Source organism: Kribbella monticola (assembly GCF_003261635.1).
GTDB classification, from domain to species: Bacteria; Actinomycetota; Actinomycetes; order Propionibacteriales; family Kribbellaceae; genus Kribbella; species Kribbella monticola.
Genome location: NZ_QFXK01000010.1, coordinates 286137 through 307314, shown reverse-complemented (window position 1 = coordinate 307314; position 21178 = coordinate 286137). Strand labels below are relative to the sequence as shown.

17 protein-coding genes are annotated in these 21178 nt (G+C 68.2%); 11 read left to right on the top strand and 6 right to left on the bottom strand.

The features are described 5' to 3' along the window. Nucleotides 1–10: 10 nt before the first annotated feature. Nucleotides 11–709 carry a peptidase associated/transthyretin-like domain-containing protein gene (locus DIZ26_RS07410; protein WP_112238936.1) on the bottom strand — a complete coding sequence of 233 codons (699 nt, stop codon included), beginning with the start codon at nt 707–709 and terminating at the stop codon, nt 11–13. 161 nt (nt 710–870) lie between these two features. On the opposite strand from DIZ26_RS07410, the gene DIZ26_RS07405 reads away from it, so the two are divergent. Both DIZ26_RS07405 and DIZ26_RS07400 read left to right on the top strand, forming a co-directional pair. Further along, the gene (locus tag DIZ26_RS07405; protein WP_112238935.1) at nt 871–1758 is read left to right on the top strand and encodes a RecB family exonuclease; all 888 of its coding nucleotides are present in this window, start codon (nt 871–873) and stop codon (nt 1756–1758) included. Nucleotides 1759–1894: 136 nt separating this feature from the next. Beyond that, complete coding sequence (locus DIZ26_RS07400) at nt 1895–3580, top strand: ribonuclease J (RefSeq protein WP_112238934.1); 1686 nt, start codon at nt 1895–1897, stop codon at nt 3578–3580. Nucleotides 3581–3683: 103 nt separating this feature from the next. Here DIZ26_RS07400 and DIZ26_RS07395 read toward each other — a convergent pair whose 3' ends face one another. Further along, complete coding sequence (locus DIZ26_RS07395) at nt 3684–6353, bottom strand: PKD domain-containing protein (RefSeq protein ID WP_157979636.1); 2670 nt, start codon at nt 6351–6353, stop codon at nt 3684–3686. Between the two features lie 158 nt (nt 6354–6511). Here DIZ26_RS07395 and DIZ26_RS07390 point away from each other — a divergent pair, with 158 nt between their 5' ends. The 4 genes from DIZ26_RS07390 to glpK (DIZ26_RS07375) all read left to right on the top strand — a co-directional run bounded on the left by DIZ26_RS07390 (nt 6512) and on the right by glpK (DIZ26_RS07375) (nt 12147). After that, nucleotides 6512–7288, top strand: coding sequence for an ABC transporter ATP-binding protein (locus tag DIZ26_RS07390; RefSeq protein WP_112238932.1), 777 nt, complete (start codon nt 6512–6514; stop codon nt 7286–7288). Beyond that, the gene (locus DIZ26_RS07385; RefSeq protein WP_112238931.1) at nt 7288–9819 is read left to right on the top strand and encodes an ABC transporter permease; all 2532 of its coding nucleotides are present in this window, start codon (nt 7288–7290) and stop codon (nt 9817–9819) included. The genes DIZ26_RS07390 and DIZ26_RS07385 overlap by 1 nt, the downstream gene beginning before the upstream one ends. Nucleotides 9820–9880: 61 nt before the next feature. Beyond that, nucleotides 9881–10639 (top strand): IclR family transcriptional regulator, encoded by a 759-nt coding sequence (locus DIZ26_RS07380; RefSeq protein ID WP_112238930.1) that lies wholly within the window; start codon nt 9881–9883, stop codon nt 10637–10639. Further along, on the top strand, nt 10639–12147 hold the full coding sequence (gene glpK, locus DIZ26_RS07375; protein ID WP_112238929.1) for a glycerol kinase GlpK: 1509 nt from the start codon (nt 10639–10641) through the stop codon (nt 12145–12147). The genes DIZ26_RS07380 and glpK (DIZ26_RS07375) overlap by 1 nt, the downstream gene beginning before the upstream one ends. A gap of 2 nt (nt 12148–12149) precedes the next feature. On the opposite strand, the gene DIZ26_RS07370 is transcribed toward glpK (DIZ26_RS07375), so the two are convergent. Next, nucleotides 12150–12620 (bottom strand): nuclear transport factor 2 family protein, encoded by a 471-nt coding sequence (locus DIZ26_RS07370; protein WP_112238928.1) that lies wholly within the window; start codon nt 12618–12620, stop codon nt 12150–12152. A gap of 76 nt (nt 12621–12696) precedes the next feature. Between DIZ26_RS07370 and DIZ26_RS07365 the strand changes: the two genes are divergently transcribed. Beyond that, complete coding sequence (locus tag DIZ26_RS07365) at nt 12697–13191, top strand: winged helix-turn-helix transcriptional regulator (RefSeq protein WP_112238927.1); 495 nt, start codon at nt 12697–12699, stop codon at nt 13189–13191. Nucleotides 13192–13252: 61 nt separating this feature from the next. On the opposite strand, the gene DIZ26_RS07360 is transcribed toward DIZ26_RS07365, so the two are convergent. From DIZ26_RS07360 to DIZ26_RS07350, 3 genes are read right to left on the bottom strand one after another with little or no spacing between them, the layout of a single operon-like run. Beyond that, nucleotides 13253–14965: a glycerol-3-phosphate dehydrogenase/oxidase gene (locus DIZ26_RS07360; RefSeq protein WP_232828176.1), complete on the bottom strand. Its 1713-nt coding sequence runs from the start codon at nt 14963–14965 to the stop codon at nt 13253–13255. 57 nt (nt 14966–15022) lie between these two features. Next, nucleotides 15023–16540, bottom strand: coding sequence for a glycerol kinase GlpK (gene glpK / locus DIZ26_RS07355; RefSeq protein ID WP_112238926.1), 1518 nt, complete (start codon nt 16538–16540; stop codon nt 15023–15025). Nucleotides 16541–16567: 27 nt separating this feature from the next. Next, nucleotides 16568–17425, bottom strand: a complete 858-nt coding sequence (locus DIZ26_RS07350; RefSeq protein ID WP_112238925.1) for an MIP/aquaporin family protein — start codon at nt 17423–17425, stop codon at nt 16568–16570. 223 nt (nt 17426–17648) lie between these two features. Here DIZ26_RS07350 and DIZ26_RS07345 point away from each other — a divergent pair, with 223 nt between their 5' ends. From DIZ26_RS07345 to DIZ26_RS07330, 4 genes are read left to right on the top strand one after another with little or no spacing between them, the layout of a single operon-like run. Further along, nucleotides 17649–18371: an ABC transporter ATP-binding protein gene (locus DIZ26_RS07345; protein ID WP_112238924.1), complete on the top strand. Its 723-nt coding sequence runs from the start codon at nt 17649–17651 to the stop codon at nt 18369–18371. A 50-nt stretch (nt 18372–18421) separates the two neighbouring features. After that, a complete protein-coding gene (locus DIZ26_RS07340; protein WP_157979635.1) occupies nt 18422–19207 on the top strand; it encodes an ABC transporter permease subunit in 786 nt (261 codons plus the stop codon). Nucleotides 19208–19265: 58 nt separating this feature from the next. Continuing rightward, nucleotides 19266–20507 carry a sensor histidine kinase gene (locus DIZ26_RS07335; RefSeq protein ID WP_157979634.1) on the top strand — a complete coding sequence of 414 codons (1242 nt, stop codon included), beginning with the start codon at nt 19266–19268 and terminating at the stop codon, nt 20505–20507. Continuing rightward, entirely contained in the window at nt 20504–21169 is a 666-nt protein-coding gene (locus DIZ26_RS07330; RefSeq protein ID WP_112238921.1) for a response regulator, read from the top strand. The genes DIZ26_RS07335 and DIZ26_RS07330 overlap by 4 nt, the downstream gene beginning before the upstream one ends. The last annotated feature ends 9 nt before the right edge of the window (nt 21170–21178 follow it).

Here is a 21178-nt window from a genome sequence, read left to right as displayed (position 1 = left end):
TAACACCGCGCTACACGCCCACAGTTAGCTGAGCCAAGTACCCGTCCTGCACGCTGCCGGTGACCGCTGCGAGCTGATGTACGCCGCTGTCGTCACCGAACACCATGTCGCGCTGCAGCGAGGTCTGCGCCAGGTTCTGCGTGCTCCCGTCGTAGCCACTCGTGGCGTAGACCGTCTTGCAGACGTCCTCCGGCAGGGCGAGCTGTGAAGTGGCGCTGATCTTCCCTGCAGCAGTCGCCTCGGACAGCGACGCGTACACCTCGAAGTGGATGTGCGGCCAGCGCCCTTGGTACGCCGCGGGGAACACCGTCGTGAAGGTGACCTTGCCCTGGGCACCGGCTGCCTGTACGCCGCGGAGGTAGTTCTCGTCGCTGATCTCGTCGTCGTACATCGAGTACCGCCCCAGCGCGTCGCAATGCCACACGTAGACAGCGGGGTACGGCCCGGCCGTCTCCTCGGGGATGTCCTGGACGCAGTCGGACGGAGTACTGGCCGAGGTGGACGGTGTTGTCGAGGTGGACGGTGTTGCTGAGCTGGACGTCGTACTGGTGGTCGGTGTGGTCGGCTTGTTCGCAGTACCGGTCGTGTCGGCGGCGCAACCGGCGACGGCGGCGATCCCGGCGCCGGCGAAGAGGCGGAGGACGTTGCGGCGGCGAAGGGTGCCGAGGTCGTGGACCAGGCCCAGATCGTGTTCGTGATCGTGCGTCATCTCTTGGTCTCCTCGATCGGCTGTTCTCCAAGAATGACGAGTGGTTCCGATCGTTTCCCCGGAGCCCGCTGGGAGTTCGCTGTGAGGTCAGGGGCGAGTTGTCCACAGGTGGGGTGCGGCGTGCGAGCGGAGTGTCGGTGGTCTCGCCTAGCCTTCCGGGTATGAGTGTTGCAGCGGCAGTCGATGTGCACGGCCACCCTCGCGGGGCGCTGTCCCCGTCCCGGGCGGCGGATTTCATGAGCTGCCCGCTCAAGTACCGGTTCCGGGTGATCGACCGGTTGCCGGAGAAGCCGTCGTCGGCCGCCGTTCGCGGGACTGTCGTGCATGGCGTGCTGGAGCGCCTTTTCGATCTGCCGGCCGGCGAGCGGACGCTGGAGCGTGCCGCGGAGATGCTCGAGCCGCAGTGGCAGCACGTGCTCGAGGCCGAGCCCGAGGTGGCCGAGTTGTTCGCCGAGGATGCCGGTGGTGAGGAGCTCGCGAAGTGGCTCGCGGAGGCCCATCAACTGCTCGGCAAGTACTTCACGCTGGAGAATCCGAACGCGCTGGAGCCTGCCGAGCGGGAGCTGTACGTCGAGACCGAGCTCGACTCCGGCCTGACCTTGCGCGGGTACGTCGACCGTCTCGACGTCGCGCCGACCGGGGAGATCCGGGTCGTCGACTACAAGACCGGCCGGTCGCCGTCGGAGTTCTTCGAGGCGAAGGCGTTGTTCCAGATGAAGTTCTACGCGCTGGTGCTGTGGCGGCTGCGCGGCGTCGTACCGGCGATGCTGCAACTGGTGTATCTGGGCAACGGCGAGATCGTCCGCTACGTCCCTGACGAAGCGGATCTGCGGGCCTGCGAGCGCAAGGTCACCGCGTTGTGGAGCGCGATCACGAGGGCGCTGGAGTCCGGCGACTGGCGGCCGAGCCCCGGCCCGTTGTGCGACTGGTGCGACCACAAGGCGCTCTGCCCGTCCTGGGGCGGCACTCCCCCGCCCCTGCCGTCCCGCTCGGTCGAAGAGGTCGCCCAGGAATCAGCCGGCGTCGACCTCGTCGGAGTCGACGGCTGACACCCGCCAGGGCACGACAGACGCGCCGGCGGGGTACGTGGTGGGGGCTGGGTGGGGTGTTAGCAGAGCGGGTTGAGGTCGGGTTCACACCGGTCGGTGCCAGGGGCGGGCACTGGTCTCGGATACCGTCCAGGGTATGAGTCACCCGCATCCCGACCTGGGAACACCGCCCCGCCTGCCGGACAACGCCCTGCGCATCGTCGCGCTCGGTGGGCTCGGTGAGATCGGCCGCAACATGACCGTGTTCGAGCACAAGGGCCGGCTGCTGGTGGTGGACTGCGGTGTGTTGTTCCCGGAGGAGCACCAGCCGGGCGTCGACGTGATCCTGCCCGACTTCAGCTGGATCCGGGACCGCCTGGACAAGATCGACGGCATCGTGTTGACCCACGGCCACGAGGACCACATCGGCGGCGTGCCGTACCTGCTGAAGGAACGCGGCGACATCCCGCTGATCGGATCGAAGCTGACCTTGGCGTTCATCACCGCCAAGCTGAAGGAACACCGGATCAAGCCCCAGACGATCGAGGTCAAGGAAGGCGACCGGCGCAAACTCGGCCCGTTCGAGTGCGACTTCTTCGCCGTCAACCACTCGATCCCCGACGGCCTCGCCGTGGCGATCCGGACCAGGGCCGGTGTCGTCCTGCACACCGGCGACTTCAAGATGGACCAGTTCCCGCTCGACCGCCGGCTCACCGACCTGCGCGGTTTCGCCAAGCTCGGCGAGCAGGGTGTCGACCTGTTCATGACCGACTCCACCAACGCCGAGGTGCCCGGCTTCACCACCGCGGAGAAGGATCTCGGTCCGGCCATCGACACGGTGTTCCGGACCGCGCCGGGCCGGATCATCGTCTCCAGCTTCGCCAGCCACGTGCACCGCATCCAGCAGGTTCTCGACGCGGCCAAGGCCGGCGGCCGCAAGGTCGCCTTCGTGGGCCGCTCGATGGTCCGCAACATGGGTATCGCCGGCGACCTGGGCTACCTGAAGATCCCGAAGGGCCTGATCGTCGACCTGAAGGAGCTGGAGAAGCTCCCCGACCGCAAGGTCACCCTGGTCTGTACGGGTTCGCAGGGCGAGCCGATGGCCGCGCTGTCCCGGATGGCCAACCGCGACCACATGATCCGGATCGGCGAGGGCGACACGGTCCTGATGGCCAGCTCGCTGATCCCCGGCAACGAGAACGCGATCTACGCGGTCATCAACGGCCTGATCCGCTGGGGCGCGAACGTCGTACACAAGGGCAACGCGAAGGTGCACGTGTCCGGCCACGCCAGCGCGGGCGAGCTCGTCTACTGCTACAACCTGGTGAAGCCGCGCAACGTGATGCCGATCCACGGTGAGTACCGGCACCTGAAGGCGAACGCCGCACTCGCCGTCGCCACCGGCGTACCGGCTGATCGGGTGATCATCGCCGAGGACGGTGTGGTGGTCGATCTCGACCAGGGCCGCGCCAAGATCACCGGCAAGGTCGACGCGGGCTACGTGTACGTCGACGCGATGACGGTCGGCGGGGTCACCGAGGCGAACCTCAAGGACCGCCGCGCGCTGGCCGAGGAGGGCGTCGTCACCGTCGTCCTGCTGGTTGACGCACACACCGGCAAGCTGGCCGAGCCGCCGGACTTCCTGGCCCGCGGCTTCGTCCACGACGACACCACCTTCAAGGCGGTCGAGCCGATCATCGAGGACACCCTCGCGAAGGCTGCCCGCGAAGGCATCGGCGAGGTGCACCAGCTCGAGGAGCTGGTCGGCCGCGCCGTCGGCAACTGGACCTACCGCCACTGGCGCCGCCGCCCGGTCATCATCCCGGTCGTCATCGACGCCTGACCCACCCGCCGGTCCTCAACGCCTGACCGCGCGACGAGCGAGACGGTGCCGGATGCACTTGTACTACGTGCGCCCGGCACCGCACTCATTCAGCGGTAGACGTTCACCCCGACGGCGTGAGGACGACGCTGATCATCGTCGCCCGGCTGGCCGCGTTCGTAGTGGCGGTCAAACCACCGGCGCTCCCCGTGGGCACCGGCGCGCCGCTGTCAGCGACCAGCGCAGCGATCAGTCCGCTGCCCGACCCGATCCGCACATCTCTGGTCACGGAACCAGCCGGCGCCGTCCAGTTCGTAGTTGTCGAGGACTTGTCCGCCCAGTAGGACAACAGCCACGAGCCAGCACTGCCCACGTTCACAGTCGGTGTCACATGCGCAGTCGTAGTAGTGGCGTCCGACCGCTGACTCACCACACCCAACGACGCACCGCTGTACGCCGTCAACTGCATCGCCACCTTCGTATACACGTCGAACGTCAGCCGCACAGCCTGGCCGGCGTCCGTCGAAGACGCGACCTTCGACCAGGCCATCGTCCGCTGCGATCCGGACACGACGTTCTCGATCGGAGTCCAGCCCGTGACCCCCGTCGGCCCGGTGACCGACGACGTCGTCAGATTCAGCGTCGCGAACAACACCATCACGTCGCCCGCGACCACAGTGCTCGGTATGGCGAAGGCCGGCGCCGTCGTGTTGCCGACGTACCCGATCCCGCCGTGGAAGCCGATCCCGGTGGACGTCGACCCCACTGTGACCTGATGCATGACGCGGTTGGTGAGCCCTCCGCCGTCGGTCACAGTGAGCGCGACCGTATAGGTGCCGGCCACTCCGTAGCTGTGCGACGGCTGCACTCCCGACCCAGTCGCGCCGTCTCCGAAGTCCCAGGCATACCCAGCAATGGGCCCCTCTGCATCTGACGACCCCGAGCCGTTGAAGCCGCAGGACAAGCCCGTGCAGTTGGACGTGAACGCAGCGGCCGGCGCTGTGTTCCCAGAGGGCACGGTGTAAGCAACGTGCAGCACCGGAGTCGCCGGGCCGTCATGCGACGACGCTCGCCGCTCCCCTGTGCCACTCAACGACAAGCCCAACGCATTACCCCTGCGCCAACCAGGCCGGCTGACAATTTCCTGCGCCACAGCACGGATGTCAGCTGTGCGCTGAGCTGTCCCCGCTTGCCCGGTCCCTGTCCACGCCACCGGGTTCCAGGTAGTGCGTGCCGAGGTTCGTGGACGTGAAGTCACAGTCGTCGGAGAGGTAGTGAAGGCGGCCGTGTCGTTCTCCGCCACCCCGTAGATCTGCACCGCGCTCGTCCCCGAATTGGCCCCTGCCGAAGTGAACTGCACCCACGCTTCGGTGATCGTCGCGCCCTGCGGCACCTCGAGATTGTCGAAGCGCAGCCCGATCGTCTGCGTGGTCGTACCGGCGTTGGGGATGTTCAGCGTCGTGCCGACCCAGTCCGCATAGCCAGTAGGACGTTGCTCGACATCGTCGAACGCCCGCTGCACCGGAGTGTCGAGCGGAAGCGCCCCACCCGCCGCGACAACCGACACAACCAGGTCATCGGATCCGGACAGCGCAGAGTCGCTCCCCACCGCCCGTACGACGTACGTCCCCGCGCTACTGAAGTTTGCAGACGTCTGCGGCGACTGTGGTGAGCCGAACGTCACGGTGCCCGGCCCACTCACCACCTGCCAACTGACCGTCGTCGATGCCGTCGGCAACCCGTCGTCCCGTACGACGGCTTGCAGGGTCAGCGGTTCGCCCACGTGTGTCGGCTGGTCGGGTCCTACCGAGACGACCGGAGCGAGGTTCCCGATCGGCGGCAGCGCGACCGACATCTCGTACAACTTGCCGTCGTTCTCCGACGGGGTCGTGTCGTTGTCCACGCCGCGGTCGACGATGTACAGATCCCAGCGACTCGGATCGTTGGTCGCCGGCGCGACGGTGATGCCGGCCGCGAACACCTGGTTCGAGGCGGCGATGTTGATCTTGTTCACCAGTTGCATGTTGCGGTTGAACTCGTACGCCGTCTCCGAGGCGCTGTCGACGACGAGCAGCGTGTTGCGGCCCGGGTAGAACCCGATCCCCTCCGGGTCGTCCACGCCGTACCGGCCGATGTCGAACTCCGTGTCGATGTCGTCACCGGTCGGGGCGACCCCGTTGAAGAGTCCATCCGGACCCGGCGAGACCCGATGGACATCGGTGTCCGCGCCCTCGAGCACGAACACCTCGTTGGTGGGCGGGAAGTACTCGACATCCTCGGAGTCCCCACCGCCGAAGGCCGCAGTACTGAAGGTCGTGCGGATGTCGTCGCTCGTTCCGTAGCGTCCGTCCGGGCCGCCTGCCAGTTCGTACACCCGCGCCTGGTCGTCGTCCGAGAGGAAGACGTGCTTGTTGGCGGGGTTGTAGCCGATGCCGGCCGGCTCGTGGGTGTAGCTGGTGGTGACGCCGGTGTCCTGCAGGACACCGGTACGGCTGGTCTCGTACAGGTTGACGTTGTGGAAGATGCTGACCTCGTCGACCTCGGCATCGGAGATCAGCAGGGTGTCGCGGTCGCTGTTGTAGGTGATCCCGGACGGATCCGGCGACGGCGGGTTGAAGTTGGACGTCAGCACGGTTCGGACCAGACTCGCGGTCAGGTTCGCTGCTGAAGCCTGCGGCGCGGACCAGACCAGCACCACTGGCATCACCAGCAGGACCGCGACCGCGCCGGAGACCAGCCGGCGTCTTCTCCGCGGTAGCTCGACGTGACGTCGCCTCAAATCGGACATGCTCATGAAAGCCCCCCAAGGCCACCCTGGCGACCCCTCGCCTGTTCCCGTCGGTGGCCTGTCACCCCCGAAGGTGCTCCTCGGTGACTGACGTGTCAACGGCTCGGCCCGGGTGGCGGTGGCCTCGACCGGACCGTCCTACGGATAGCGTTCGGGGCGTGACTGTGGACGGTTTCGCCGGCTCGGACCAGCCCCTCGACTCAGCGCCCGGCCCGGGGATCGCGATCCGGACGCTGGAGGTCGGGAAGAGCTACGGCCGCGGAGAGACCCGGATCGACGCGCTGGCCGACGTCAGTGTCGACTTCGGCAAGGGCCGGTTCACCGCGATCATGGGTCCGTCCGGCTCGGGGAAGTCGACCCTGCTGCACTGCCTCGCGGGTCTCGACCGCCCCACCACCGGCCAGGTGCTGCTCGGCGACGTGGACCTGACCCGGTTGCCCGAGAAGGCGCTCACCCACCTGCGCCGGGACCGCGTCGGGTTCGTCTTCCAGGCGTTCAACCTGGTACCGACGCTGACCGCGCTGGAGAACATCACGCTCCCCCTCGACCTGGCCGGGCGCAAACCAGACCAGGCCTGGCTCGACACCGTGATCGCCACCATCGGCCTGGGCGACCGGCTCACCCACAAACCGGCCGAACTTTCCGGCGGTCAGCAGCAGCGGGTCGCCTGCGCCCGCGCGCTCGTCTCCCGGCCCGACGTGGCGTTCGCCGACGAGCCGACCGGCAACCTCGACTCCCGATCGTCCGCCGATGTACTCGGCTTCCTGCACCGCTCCGTCCGCGACTTCGGCCAGACCGTCGTGATGGTCACCCACGACCCCACCGCGGCGTCGTACGCCGACCGGGTGCTCTTCCTCGCCGACGGCCGGCTGCGCTCGGAACTGCTCGATCCGACCGCCGACTCGGTCCTGGACGCGATGAAGCAACTCGAGGTCGGCTGATGCTCAAGCTCGGCCTCAGGTCGGTCCTCGCCCACCGGCTCCGCTTCGTCCTGTGCACGGTCGCCGTCCTCCTCGGCGTCGCCTTCGTGGCCGGCGCAATGATCTTCACCGACACCCTCTCGGCCGCACTGAAGAAGAACTTCGCCGGCAGCACCGCCGACATCACCATCACCCCGGTCACCGCACTCGACACCACAGCCGGTACGACGAGCGCCGAACCGCCGACGCTCAGTTCCGGCCTCGCCGACCGCATCGCCGCCGTCCAGGGCGTCGCCGGGACCGACCCGCAACTCCTCGTCGGCGGCATCCAGATCCTCGGCTCGGACGGCAAACACACCGCCACGTACGGCGTACCGATCTTCGCCTCCGCCTGGCCGCACGATCCCCGGACCGCGCCGTTCAAGCTGCTCGACGGCAACCAGCCGTGGGGCCAGAAGCAGCTCGGTCTCGACCAGTCGACCGTCGAGCGCGAAGGCTTCCAGCTCGGCGACCAGATCAAGGTGATCACCCCGACCCGAGCCGTGACCGCCACCCTCGCGGCAATCACCACGCCGATGCTCTCCGGTTCGTCAGCCGGAGCCCCGCTCGTCACGTTCGACGCAGCGACTGCTCAGCTCTTTCTCCTCGGCCACCCTGGTTGGACCTCCATCGGCGTCGCGGTTCACCCGGGTCAGGACCCACAGGCGGTCAGCAATGCGATAGCGGCCCTGGCCGGCCCGGATGTCCGCGTCCGCACAGCGGCTCAGGTCTCCGAAGAGGGCAAGAGCGCGCTGAGCGACACGTTCGGCGGCTACAGCGCAGTACTGCTGCTGTTCGCCGCGCTCGCTCTCTTCGTCGGCGCGTTCCTGATCGTGAACACCTTCGCCATGCTCGTCGCCCAGCGCTCACGCGAGCTCGCGATGCTGCGCGCCATCGGCGCCTCGCGCGGCCAAGTCACCGGCACGGTCCTCGCCGAAGCACTCGTGATCGGTGCGATCGGGTCGACCCTCGGGCTGCTCCTCGGCGCCGGCGTGGCTGCGGGACTGCAGTTCTCCTACCAGCACCTGGATCTCGCCGTTCCCAGTTCGGGCCTCAAGATCAGCGTGGCCACGATCATCGCGGCGTACGTCGTGGGCATCGGCGTCACCCTCGCCGCGGCGTACCCGGCCGCTCGTCGGGCCGGCAAGCTGCCGCCCGTCGCGGCGATGCGCGATGACGCCACGATCCCCGAGCGTTCGCTGCTGGTCCGCGTGATCATCGGCGGCTTCATGTTCCTGATGACGGCCACGCTCTACTTGATCGCCCAGAAGGTCCGCGGCCTGCCCGCCGCCATCCTGTTGAGCCTCGGCGCCGCCGTCGCCCTGCTGGCCGTGGTGATGACCAGCCCCCTGATCAGCCGGTACGCCGTACGCGGGCTGATGTCGCCGTTCGGCCGTCAGGCCCCGGTCACCCTCGGCCGGCGCAATGCCGAACGCAACCCCCGCCGCACCTCCGCGACCGCGTCCGCGCTGATGATCTCCGTCGCTCTGATCAGCGGGCTGGTGGTGATCGCCGCCTCGGCCAAGGCCTCCGTCGACCGCAACATCGCCGACGCGATCGGCACGTCGGAGCTGGTCGTCAGCAACGACGGCGGCGGCGCGTTCGCCGGCCAGGTCGGCGACCGGATCAGCGCCGTACCGGGTGTCTCGGCCGTGCACCGGGTCCGGCAGATGCCGGCCAAGGCGGACACCCGGATGTTCGACCTCCGCGGCGTCGACGACGGAAGCCTCGAGGGGCCCATCACGACGAAGGTCGAGTCCGGTTCGCTCGACGCGCTCGAGAGCGGCCAGGCGGTCATCCCTCGCAACGTCGCCCGGACCCTCGACCTGACCGTCGGCAAGAGCTTCCAGCTCACCACCGGAAGCGGCAAGCACCCGGTGACGGTCGGTGCCGTGATCGCCCCCAACCGCCAGCTCAACGGCATCGTGGTCTCCCTCGCCAGGTTCACCGAACTCGGCGGTGCCCCGACCGACACCACCCTGTACGTCGAAGTTGCCCAGGGCACCGATCTCGCCCCGGTTCGGCTCGCCGTCCTCGGTCAGCTGCACGACTACCCGACGCTGCTCGTCCGGGACCAGCAGGCGTACGCCCAAGGCGAGCGCAGGCCGATCAACGCCGCCCTCGGAGTGATCGGGATGCTGCTGGCGCTCGCCGTACTGATCGCCGTGCTGGGCATCGTCAACACGCTGGCCCTCGCGGTCGTCGAGCGGACCCGGGAGATCGGACTGCTGCGCGCGATCGGGATGGACCGGCCGCAGCTGCGCCGGATGCTGCAGGTGGAATCGATCGCCATCAGCCTGCTCGGCGCCTTGCTCGGCGTCGTCATCGGGGTACTTTTCGGCGCCTCGATCCAGGCCGTGATGGTCGACGACGGGCTCAGCGTGCTCGATGTCCCGGTGCTCCAACTGCTCGTCACCGTGGTGGTCGCGGCAGCGGTCGGCGTACTCGCTGCTGTTTGGCCGTCACGCCGCGCAGCGCGCCTCGACGTACTGCGGGCGATCGCCACCGAATGAGCCGGTAGATCGGGCCCGTGAACCGAAGCCACTCAGCGGTTTCACAGGTAGCCTGCGGGGTGTGCCGGGCAGTGTGCAGTCCATCGAGCGAGCTGCCGCAGTGCTGCGGCTGCTCGCGGCGGCGCCGAACGGCCTCGGGGTCGCCGATCTCGGCAACGCGCTCGGCCTGGCCAAGACGACCGTGCACGGCATCCTCCGCACCCTGCATCAGGTCGGTTTCGTGGAACAGGACCACAGCGGCGCGCACTACCACCTGAGCGACGCCTTCGGCCGGCTCGGCGAGACCTACCTGGACCCGAACGAATTGCGCAGCCGCGCGATCAACTGGGCCGACTCACTGGCTTCCCGCAGCGGCGAAGTGGTCCGCGTCGGCCGCCTGGTCGAGGGCAAGGTCGTCGTCGTCCACCACGTCTTCCGCCCCGACGACAGCGACCAGAACCTGGACGTCGGTACGACGTTGCCGCCGCACGCCTGCGCGCTCGGCAAGGCGGTGCTCGCGTTCGATGCCGGCGGGACGGCCAAGCCGCGCAAACTGGACGCCTACACGACCCGGACGATCGTCGAGCCGGCCAAGTTGCTCGACGAACTGGCCGCCGTACGGGCCAGGGGCTGGGCGGGTGAGTTCGAGGAGCACACCATCGAGCTGGCCGGGATCGCGGCGCCGATCCGCGGCCTCGGTGGGCTCGTGGTCGGAGCGGTCGGGCTCACCGGCCGGATCGAGCGCATCTGCGACAGCCGGCTGCGGCACCGGGCCGACCTGGTGACGATGGTCCGGGCCACCGCGGAGGCCATCGGCCGGGACCTGCGGGAGGATCGCTGATGGCTGAGCAGTACGTCGCGGCTGTGGACCAGGGCACCAACTCGACCCGCTGCATCCTGTTCGACCGGCGCGGGCGGCTGGTGTCGGTGGCGCAGCGCGAACACAAACAGCACTTCCCCCGGCCGGGCTGGGTCGAGCACGACGCGGCCGAGATCTGGCGCAACGTCACCCGGGTGGTGCCGTCCGCGATCCGTCAGATCGGCGCCGAACCCTCCCAGATCGTTGCCATCGGCATCACCAACCAGCGCGAGACCAGCCTGCTCTGGGACCGCCGGACCGGCCAGCCGATCGGACATGCGGTGGTCTGGCAGGACACCCGGACGGACCGGCTGATCAAGGAACTCGCCGGCACCGAGGGCGCGGACCGGTTCGCCGACCTCTGCGGGCTTCCGCTCACGACGTACTTCTCCGCGCCCCGGCTACGCTGGATGCTCGATCACACCCCTGGGCTGCGGGCTCGTGCGGAGCGGGGTGAGGTGCTGTTCGGCACGATGGAGTCCTGGCTGATCTGGAACTTCACCGGCGGTCCGGACGGCGGGTTGCACGCGACCGATGTGACGAATGCCAGCCGCACGATGTTGATGAACATCGAGACGTTGGAGTGGGACGACCAACTGCTCGCGGCCTTCGATGTGCCCCGGTGCGTGCTGCCGGAGATCCGGCCGTCGTCGGGGGTCTTCGCGACGGCAACCGAGGTGCTGCCCGGCGTGCAGATCGGGGCGGCGCTCGGGGATCAGCAAGCCGCGTTGTTCGGCCAGACCTGTTTCAGCCCGGGCGAGGCGAAGTGCACCTATGGCACCGGGTCGTTCCTGTTGCTGCACACGGGGAAGGAGATCGTCCGGTCGACGCACGGGATGCTGACGACGGTCGCCTACCAGATCGGGTCCGAGCCGGCGGCGTACGCGCTCGAAGGGTCGATGGCGGTGACCGGCTCGCTCGTGCAGTGGTTCCGTGACGGGCTGGGGCTGATCCACACGGCGGCCGAGATCGAGACGCTGGCGCGGACCGTCGAGGACAACGGCGGTGCGTACATCGTGCCCGCGTTCTCCGGGTTGTTCGCGCCGCACTGGCGCAGTGAGGCGCGCGGGGTGATCGCGGGGCTCACGTCGTACATCACGAAGGGCCATCTGGCCCGGGCGGTGCTGGAGGCGACCGGGTTCCAGACGCTGGAGGTCGTCAACGCGATGAACGCGGACTCCGGGATCGCGCTCACCGCGTTGAAGGTGGACGGCGGGATGACCGCGAACAACCTGCTGATGCAGTTCCTCGCGGACCTCCTCGATGTCCGAGTGGTCCGGCCGATGGTCACCGAGACCGTTTCCCTCGGCGCCGCGTACGCCGCCGGGCTCGCCGTCGGCTACTGGCCCGACCTCGAGGGCCTGCGCAGCAACTGGCATCGCGCCGGCCAATGGCTCCCCAACATGGACCCCGACCGCCGCGCCACGGAGTACGCCAACTGGCAGGCGGCAGTCGAGCGCACGTTCGGCTGGATCCGCCCCGATCAGTAACGTCAGACCGCAGCCGGTACTTCGTCCGTGATCGGCGCGGCGTGCGCCTCCTCGATCCCGGCCGCCGCGAGCCGGTCCAGCGCGCGCTCCAGTACTGCGGTGTCCTCCAGCGTCCGCACCTCGGTGATCTTGCCCCAGCGCATGGTGACGAACTGGTGGACGACGTTCTGATACCGCGTTCCGTCGACGAGCCCGACGTCCACGGTGACAGCGGTCGCCACTCTGGTGTGCCACGGCCAGCCGGCGACGAGCACGTCCCGCACCTCGAACGTTGTCTCAGGCAACAACCTGAAACAGCGCTGCCACCAGCGCCGCAGCGCCTCGTGCGTGTGCCGCTCGCCGGCCAGCGCATGATCGCCGTAGAACCGGTAGGTGAACTCGGGCGCCATCCCCGCCACCATCGCCTCCCAATTGCCCGCGCTGATCTCCGCGAAGACCTTCCGCACCTTGCCGGCCACGATCCGGTGATACATCCGCCCATCCCCTCGTCGGTGAGCTTCCGAGCCTAGGCCTAGTGAGTTCAATGACGCAACTGACTAGAATGCGGGCATGCGGAACACGAGCTTCGCCGGGATGCACTGCTCACTCGCCCAGTCCCTGGAGGTGATGGGCGACTGGTGGAGTCCGCTCGTACTGCGTGATCTCTACCTCGGCCTGGACCGCTTCGACCAGCTCGTCACCGACCTGGGCATCTCGCGCAACCTGCTCACCGACCGGCTGAACACGCTGATGGCCGCGGGCCTCGTAGCGCGTACGCCGTACCAGGAGAGCCCGGTGCGCTACGCCTACTCGTTGACCGAGGCCGGCAGGGAGCTGATCCCGGTCCTGATCGCTCTCACTGCGTGGGGCGACCGCTGGGCCACTCCACCCGCAGGTCAGCCGATCCGCTTCACCCACACGACCTGCGGCAAGGTCACCACCCCGACCGTCTGCTGCTCCGAATGCGGCGATCCCCTCACCACCGAAACCACCACCCCCTCCCCCGGCCCCGGCGGCCGCACAGCCCCCGGCACCGCCCTCATCGCCACAGTCATGACCCGTTGAACAGCAACGTCCGAAGAGCCGAGGGTCAGAGCCCTCGGTTCTTCGGACGCAAGCAGGTTGGTCAGGCCGGCGAGACGATGTCGGGGGCGCCGAGGCGGACCTTGTCGGCGGATTCGTCGTCGGGTTGGTCCTGGGAGTCGCGTTCGGACTGGACGCGTTGCTGGTAGAAGGAGACCTCGCGGTCAATGGTCTCCTCGTCCCAGCCGAGCACCGGGGCCATCAGCCGGGCCGCCGCTTCGGCGGCCTCGACGCCGCGGTCCCAGGCCTCGATCGAGATCCGGGTCCGGCGCGCCAGGACGTCGTCGAGGTGGCGAGCGCCTTCATTGGTGGCGCCGTACACGATCTCCGCCTTCAGGTAGTCCTGCGTACCGGGCAGTTGCTCGCCCAGTGACGGATCCTTCTCGACGAGCGCGAGCACCTCGTCGATCAGCGCGCCGTACCGGTTGAGCAGGTGCTCGATCCGGGCCACGTGCAGCCCCGAACGCTGGGCAATCAGGTGCCGCTGGTTCCACATCGCGTGGTACCCGTCGGCGCCGACCAGCGGCGTGTTCTTGGTGACCGACTTCGGGACCCGGCCGTCGAGGGCATTCGCGGCCGCGTCGATGGCATCCTTGGCCATCACCCGATACGTCGTGTACTTGCCACCGGCAACCACCACGAGCCCCGGCGCCGCATGTGCGACGACGTGCTCGCGGGAGAGCTTCGACGTACTCTCCGACTCCCCCGCCAGCAGGGGCCGGAGACCGGCGTACACGCCCTCCACGTCTTCCCGCGTCAACGGGGTGGTCAGTACCGCGTTGACGTGGTCGAGCAGGTACTCGATGTCCTTGCTGGTCGCGGCCGGGTGAGCCTTGTCGAGGTTCCAGTCGGTGTCCGTCGTCCCGATCAGCCAGTGCCGGCCCCACGGGATGATGAACAGCACCGACTTCTCGGTCCGCAGGATCATCCCGGTGCTGGACTGGATCCGGTCCTTCGGTACGACGAGGTGGATCCCCTTCGAGGCACGGACGTGGTACTGCCCGCGTTCGCCGACCATCGCCTGGGTGTCGTCGGTCCACACCCCGGTCGCGTTGACGACCTGCTTGGCCCGTACTTCGAACTCGCGGCCGCTCTCCAGATCCTTCGCCTGAACCCCGGTCACGCGCTCGCCCTGCCGAAGGAACCCGGTCACCTTGACCCGGTTGGCGACATGAGCGCCGTACGACGCCGCAGTACGGGCCAACTCCATCGTGTGACGCGCGTCGTCCACCTGCGCGTCGTAGTACTGCAGTGCGCCGACCAGAGCGGACTTCTTCAAGCTGGGCACCAGTCGCATCGCACCGCGGCGGGTGAGGTGCTTGTGGATCGGCAGACCCGCGCCGAGCCCGGAGCTGAGCGCCATGGCGTCGTACAGCGCCACACCTGAGCCGGCGTAGAACCGCTCCCACCACCGGTGCTGCAGTGGGTAGAGGAACGGCACCGGCTTCACCAGGTGGGGTGCGAGACGCTGCAGCAGCAGACCGCGCTCCTGCAGCGCCTCGTGCACCAGACGGAAGTCGAGCATCTCCAGGTAGCGCAGACCGCCGTGGATCAGCTTGCTGGACCTGCTGGAGGTGCCGCTCGCGAAGTCGCGAGCCTCCAGCAACCCCGTGGTCAGACCCCGGGTGGCGGCGTCGAGGGCCGACCCGGTGCCGACCACCCCGCCACCGATCACCAGGACGTCCAGTTCCCGGCCGTCCGCCATCGCGTCGATGGCCTCGGACCTCGCTTGCGGTGACAGAGCCACTGCGCCCACTGTGCTTTCCTTCCGTTGCCTTGCCTCTACTACCTCGTACTACGTGCCGCTGCCGGACTAGTCGACGTCCACCCAGTCGAGCGTGCGCTGGACGGCCTTCTCCCAGCCCTTGTACCCCTCAGCACGCTGCTCGTCGTTCCACTCCGGGTTCCAGCGCTTGTCCTCGTTCCAGTTCTGCACGAGTTCTTCCTTGGTCTTCCAGAACCCGGTCGCCAGGCCGGCCGCGTATGCCGCGCCCAGTGCGGTGGTCTCCGCGACGACCGGCTTGCTCACCGGTACGCCGAGGATGTCGGCCTGCATCTGCATGCACAGCTCGTTCGCCGTGACACCGCCGTCCACCTTCAGCACGTCGAGCTTCACGCCCGAGTCCTTCTCCATCGCGTCCGCCACGTCCTTGCTCTGGTAGCAGATCGCTTCCAGTGTTGCGCGCGCCAGGTGAGCGTTGGTGTTGAAGCGGGACAGGCCGACAATGGCACCGCGCGCATCGGACCGCCAGTACGGCGCGAAGAGCCCGGAGAACGCCGGTACGAAGTACACGCCGCCGTTGTCCGCGACCTGACGGGCCAGGGTCTCGGTCTCGGAGGCACCGGAGATGATGCCGAGCTGATCGCGCAGCCACTGGACCGCGGAACCGGTGACCGCGATGGATCCCTCCAGCGCGTAGACCGGGTCCTCGTCGCCGAACTTGTAGCACATCGTGCTGAGCAGACCGGCCTTCGAGCGGACCAGTTCGGTACCGGTGTTCAGCAGCATGAAGTTGCCGGTGCCGTAGGTGTTCTTGGCCTCGCCCGGCTTGAAGCAGACCTGGCCGACCGTGGCCGCCTGCTGGTCGCCGAGGTCACCCGTCAGCGGCACCTGACCGCCGAGCGGGCCGTTGGTGAGCGTCTCGCCGTACGTGTTCGGGTCCGACGACGGCCGGATCTCGGGCAGCATCTGCCGCGGGATGTTGAAGAACGAGATGAGCTCGTCGTCCCAGTCGAGCGTTTCGAGGTTCATCAGCATGGTCCGGCTGGCGTTCGTCACGTCGGTGACGTGCGAACCGCCGTCGGTGCCGCCGGTGAGGTTCCAGAGCAGCCAGGTGTCGGTGTTGCCGAAGACGGCGTCACCGGCCTCCGCGGCCTCGCGCACCCCGTCGACGTTCTCCAGGATCCACTGCACCTTGCCGGCCGAGAAGTACGTCGCCGGCGGCAGACCGGCCTTCTGCCGGATCACGTCGCCCTTGCCCTCACGGTCCAGGGCCGAGGCGATCCGGTCGGTCCGGGTGTCCTGCCAGACGATCGCGTTGTAGTAGGGCCGGCCGGTCTTGCGGTTCCACACCACGGCCGTCTCGCGCTGGTTGGTGATGCCGAGCGCCGCCAGGTCGCTCGCCTGCAGTCCCTGCGCGTTCATCGCGGTCCGGATCACCGAGCTGGTGCGCTCCCAGATCTCCACCGGGTTGTGCTCCACCCAACCGGCCTGCGGCAGGATCTGCTCGTGCTCCAGCTGGTGCTTGCCCACCTCGTTGCCGGAGTGGTCGAAGATCATGAAGCGGGTACTCGTGGTGCCCTGGTCGACGGCACCTACGAAGTCAGCCATGGATAGTCCTCTCCTCACACTTGGTGGTCATGCGGTGGCGGCCCTGGTCTCGGCCTCGGGATCGCCCTCGGGAATCCGGCCCGGCTCCTCGTCCTCGTCCGAGATCGGCAGGTAGCGGCCGACCAGCAGGTCGTACAGGGCCGCGCCGACCAGCGCGCCGATGATCGGTGCCACGATCGGCACCCAGAAATAGACGTCCCCGAACTGGTCCTTCATCGCTCCGCCGTAGCCGGTGAAGAACGATGCCAGCCGCGGGCCGAAGTCGCGCGCCGGGTTGATCGCGTACCCGGCGTTGGTGCCCCACGCCATCCCGATGCCGACCACCAGCAGGCCGACGATGAACGGCGCCAGGTTGGCCGCCGGGGAGGTGTTGCGCAGGTCGGTGATGGCCAGGATGACCATCATCAGAATCGCGGTACCGATGATTTGGTCGCGGAAGCCGCCCCACATGTGGACGCCGAGATCCATGCTGCCGTTGCCGGGCAGCGTCGAGAACACGCCCTGGGTCTTGATGGTCAGGCCCGGGTCGACCTTGTGCAGTGCCTCGGTGTAGTTCCAGCGAACCACGAGCGCCGCCAGGAACGCTCCGAGGAACTGTGCCACCGAGTACGGCAGCACCTTCTTCCAGCTGAACCCGCGGAACGCCGCCAGCGCGATCGTCACCGCCGGGTTCAGGTGCGCGCCGGTCATCCGGCCCGCCACGTAGATGCCCAATGTCACACCGAGTCCCCAGGCCCACGCGATCGAGTCGTGGTTCCCGATCCCGCCCGCGACCACCTGGGCCACGACGCCGACGCCGAACAGGATCAGGATGAACGTGCCGGCGAGCTCGGCGGAACACTCCCCCAGAAGGGTTTTCGCCTTGACCGCCTCAGTCGTAGCCATGCTTGGTCTCCCTTCCACCCCGTGACGACCACGGAGAACTGGAATCTAGGAGGGTCTGCGAGGCGGCACAACAACTCTCGTTCGACATTGTCGAACGCGGTGGTTGAGTGCCGGGCCGCGACACCCCGAGGCTCCGGCTACGTCTTTGGATGTACGGCGCGCGCCGGTGGAGTAGACGTCCGCCGGACGCCTGGGTACAGCCACGTTTCCTAGCGTCTGACCCATGATCGAGATCGAGGAGTTGACGAAGAAGTACGGCAACGCGGTGGTGGTCGACGGGCTCACCTTCACCGTACGGCCGGGCCGGGTGACCGGGTTCCTGGGCCCCAACGGAGCCGGGAAGTCCACGACGATGCGCATCCTGCTCGGGCTGGCCAAGGCGTCCAGCGGGACCGCGAAGATCGACGGACAGCCGTACGCCGCGTTGCCTGCCCCGCTGCGCCAGGTCGGGGCGTTGCTCGAGGCAACTCCGGTGCAACGCGGGCGTACGGCGTACCGGTATCTGCTGGCGTTGGCACAGACTCATGGGATCGCGCTCTCTCGGGTGGAGGAGGTGCTCGACGCGGTCGGGCTGACCTCGGCGGCGGGGCGGTCCACGGCGGAGTACTCGCTCGGGATGCGTCAGCGGCTCGGGATCGCGGCGGTGCTGCTGGGCGAACCGTCGACCTTGGTTCTCGACGAGCCGACGAACGGGCTCGATCCGGCGGGCGTGCACTGGTTACGCAATCTGCTCCGGGCTCAGGCGGCGGAGGGTCGGACGGTGCTCGTGTCGTCGCACCTGATCAGCGAGATGGCGCTCACTGCGGATCAGCTCGTGGTGGTCGGGCGCGGGCGCCTGCTCGCCGATCTGCCGATGGCCGAACTCACCTCCGGCCACGCCTCCCTCGAAGAGGCCTATCTCCAGCTGACCGGTGACGCGGTCGAGTTCTCAGGCGGTCTGCGATGAGCGGCGGCACTGTTGACCCGCGACGTGGTCGCGCCCTTGGGCAGTCTGCGATGAGCGACGGCGAGCAGGACGGGGTGACCTTCCGGCGCGTACTCCGATCCGAGTGGACCAAGCTGTCGTCGACGAACTGGAGCGTGCTGATCGCGCTCCCCGTGGTCTTCAGCGCTCTCTCCGGCTGGATCGGCCACACGAACCACGACCGGCCGACCGATCCGACGCTCAGCGTGGGCGGTGGCTTCCTGCTGTTCGCGATGGCGGTCGGGGTGTTCGGGCTGACGATGATGACCGGAGAGTTCCAGTCCGGCGTGATCCGGGCGACCTTCACCGCAGTACCGCGGCGCCTGCCGGTGTTGTGGGCGAAGGCGGTGGTCCTCGTCGTCGTGGCGACGCCTTCCTTGCTGGTCGCGTACTTCGGCGCGTTCCTCACGTATCAGGCGTTCACAGACAGCGCTCTCCGCGCTTCTTTGGGGGATCCGGGGATCACCCGGTCCTTGTTCGGAGCGGCCGGTGCCAGCGTGGCGGCCGGGTTGATGGCACTCGCGCTGGGAACGCTGCTGCGCAGTACGGCGGGCGCGCTTTCGGCGTACGTGCTCGGTCTGGTCGTTCTCCCGTCGGTGCTGCTGTCGGCGTTGCCCACCTCGTTCCACAGCGCATTGCCGTACTTCCCGACCCTCGCGCTGCAGGGCATGTTCCGGAACGCCTCCGAGGCGATGGTCCAGGTCGGCGACGCCCCCGACGTGATGCTCTCCCCGGGCCTCTCCGCCGTGGTGGTCCTCGGCTGGGTCATCCTGATGCTGACCTGGTCCGCAACCCTCCTCCACCGCCGCGACATCTGACCCGAACGAAGGTGACCCGTTGATCAGCCACGCAACCTGCCGGGCGTTCGGTGAGCTGATGAGGCGCGGATGGCGCGATTCGTTGCGCAGGCGGTGGGAGTGGGTGGAGCGGCGGTTCGTGATTCAGCCGCCGCGGCTGGTAGACGCGTGTCTGACGGTGCTGGTGGCGCTCATCGTCTTGCCCGCGAGCGTCGGCGCGCAGACCGAACCGGCGACGATCGGCTCGAGGCCAGGGATCGCCGCGGCGACGTGGCTGTTGTTCGCCGCCGTCCAGTTGCCACTGTTCTGGCGGCGGCGCGCCCCGGTCGCGGTCTTCTGGTCGATCCTCGCCCTCGTCGGCCTCTGCGTTCTGCTCGACGTCGCGGGTGTCTATCTCGTCTTCGCCCCGCTGTTCGCCCTCTACGGCCTCGCTCGGTACGCCCGACTGATCCATCTGGTGCCCGCGCTGGCCACCGTGCTGACCGCGGTCGTCGTCGCGATTCTCACCAGCAACGGCCACCTGCCGACGTTGATCGGAATCTGCTCGATCGTCGCCGTCATCTGCCTCCTCGCGATCTCGCTTCGCCTGCGGGAGAAGGCCGAACTGGAACGGATCCGCCACCGGCAGCAGGAACTCGAAACCCAGGCGAGAATCGCGATCGCCGCCGAGCGAACCCTGCTCGCCCGAGAGGTACACGACGTCGTCGCGCACAACCTCGCCGTGATGGTCGCGCTCGCCGACGGCGCCGCCGCGACGGCCGGCACCGATCCGGACCAGGCAACCGAGTTGATGCGCCAGTCGTCGACCACGGGCCGCGCGGCACTCTCGGAGATGCGGCGAATGGTCGGCGTACTCCGAGACGGCCAATCCCTGGCCCCTCAGCCCGGTATCGCCGACCTCGACGACCTGGTCGCCCAGGTCCGCGACGCCGGCTTGCAAGTAGAACTCACGATCGAAGAACCTCAGAGAGCGGTCTCCGCCGGCGCCGGCCTGATCATCTACCGGATCGTCCAGGAAGGACTCACCAACACCCTCAAACACGCCGGCCCCACCGCCCATGCCTCGGTCCACCTCCGCCACACCCCCACCGGAATCACTGTCGACATCACCGACGACGGCGCCGGCACGACCGCCCCCACTCCCGTCCCAGGCGGCCACGGCCTCCTAGGCATCACCGAACGCGCCACCGCCTACGGCGGCACCATCCACTGCGGCCCCCACACCCCCACCGGCTGGCGCCTGACCGCCCACCTCCCCCTGGATCCCACCTCCAATCGCGCCGAGCTGCCGCTCCCGGCTGAGCAGGAAGTGATGGCGTGATCAAGGTTCTGCTGGCGGATGATCAAGCGCTGCTGCGGCTGGGGTTCCGGGCGTTTCTCAACCAGGAGCCCGATCTCGAGGTGGTCGGAGAAGCCGGGAACGGCGAGGAAGCGCTCTCTCTGACCAGAACGCTCGACCCCGACGTCGTCCTGATGGACGTGCGAATGCCGGTGCTCGACGGGATCGAAGCAACCCGCCGGATCGTCGCCTCCGGTTCCCCCGCGAAGATCCTGGTACTGACCACGTTCGATCTCGACGAATACGTGTACGCCGCGCTGCGGGCCGGCGCCTCCGGATTCCTCATCAAGGACGCTCTCCCGGCCGACCTGATCAACGGCATCCGCGTGGTCGCCGGCGGCGCCGCGGCGGTCGCTCCAGCTGTCACCCGTCGGCTGATCGAACAGTTCACCCCGCACCTCCCCGAGCCACTCCAGCCACCCGCCGAACAGCCGCTGGAAGGCCTCACCGACCGCGAACGCCAGATCCTCCTCGAAATCGCCCGCGGACGATCCAACCGGGAGATCGCCGAGCAACTCCACATCTCCGAGCCCACGGTGAAGGTGCATGTCAGCCGCATCCTCACCAAACTCGACCTCCGCGACCGAGCCCAGGTCATCGTCCACGCCTACGAAACCGGCATCGTCCGCCCCGGCGCCCGATGATCCGACCAA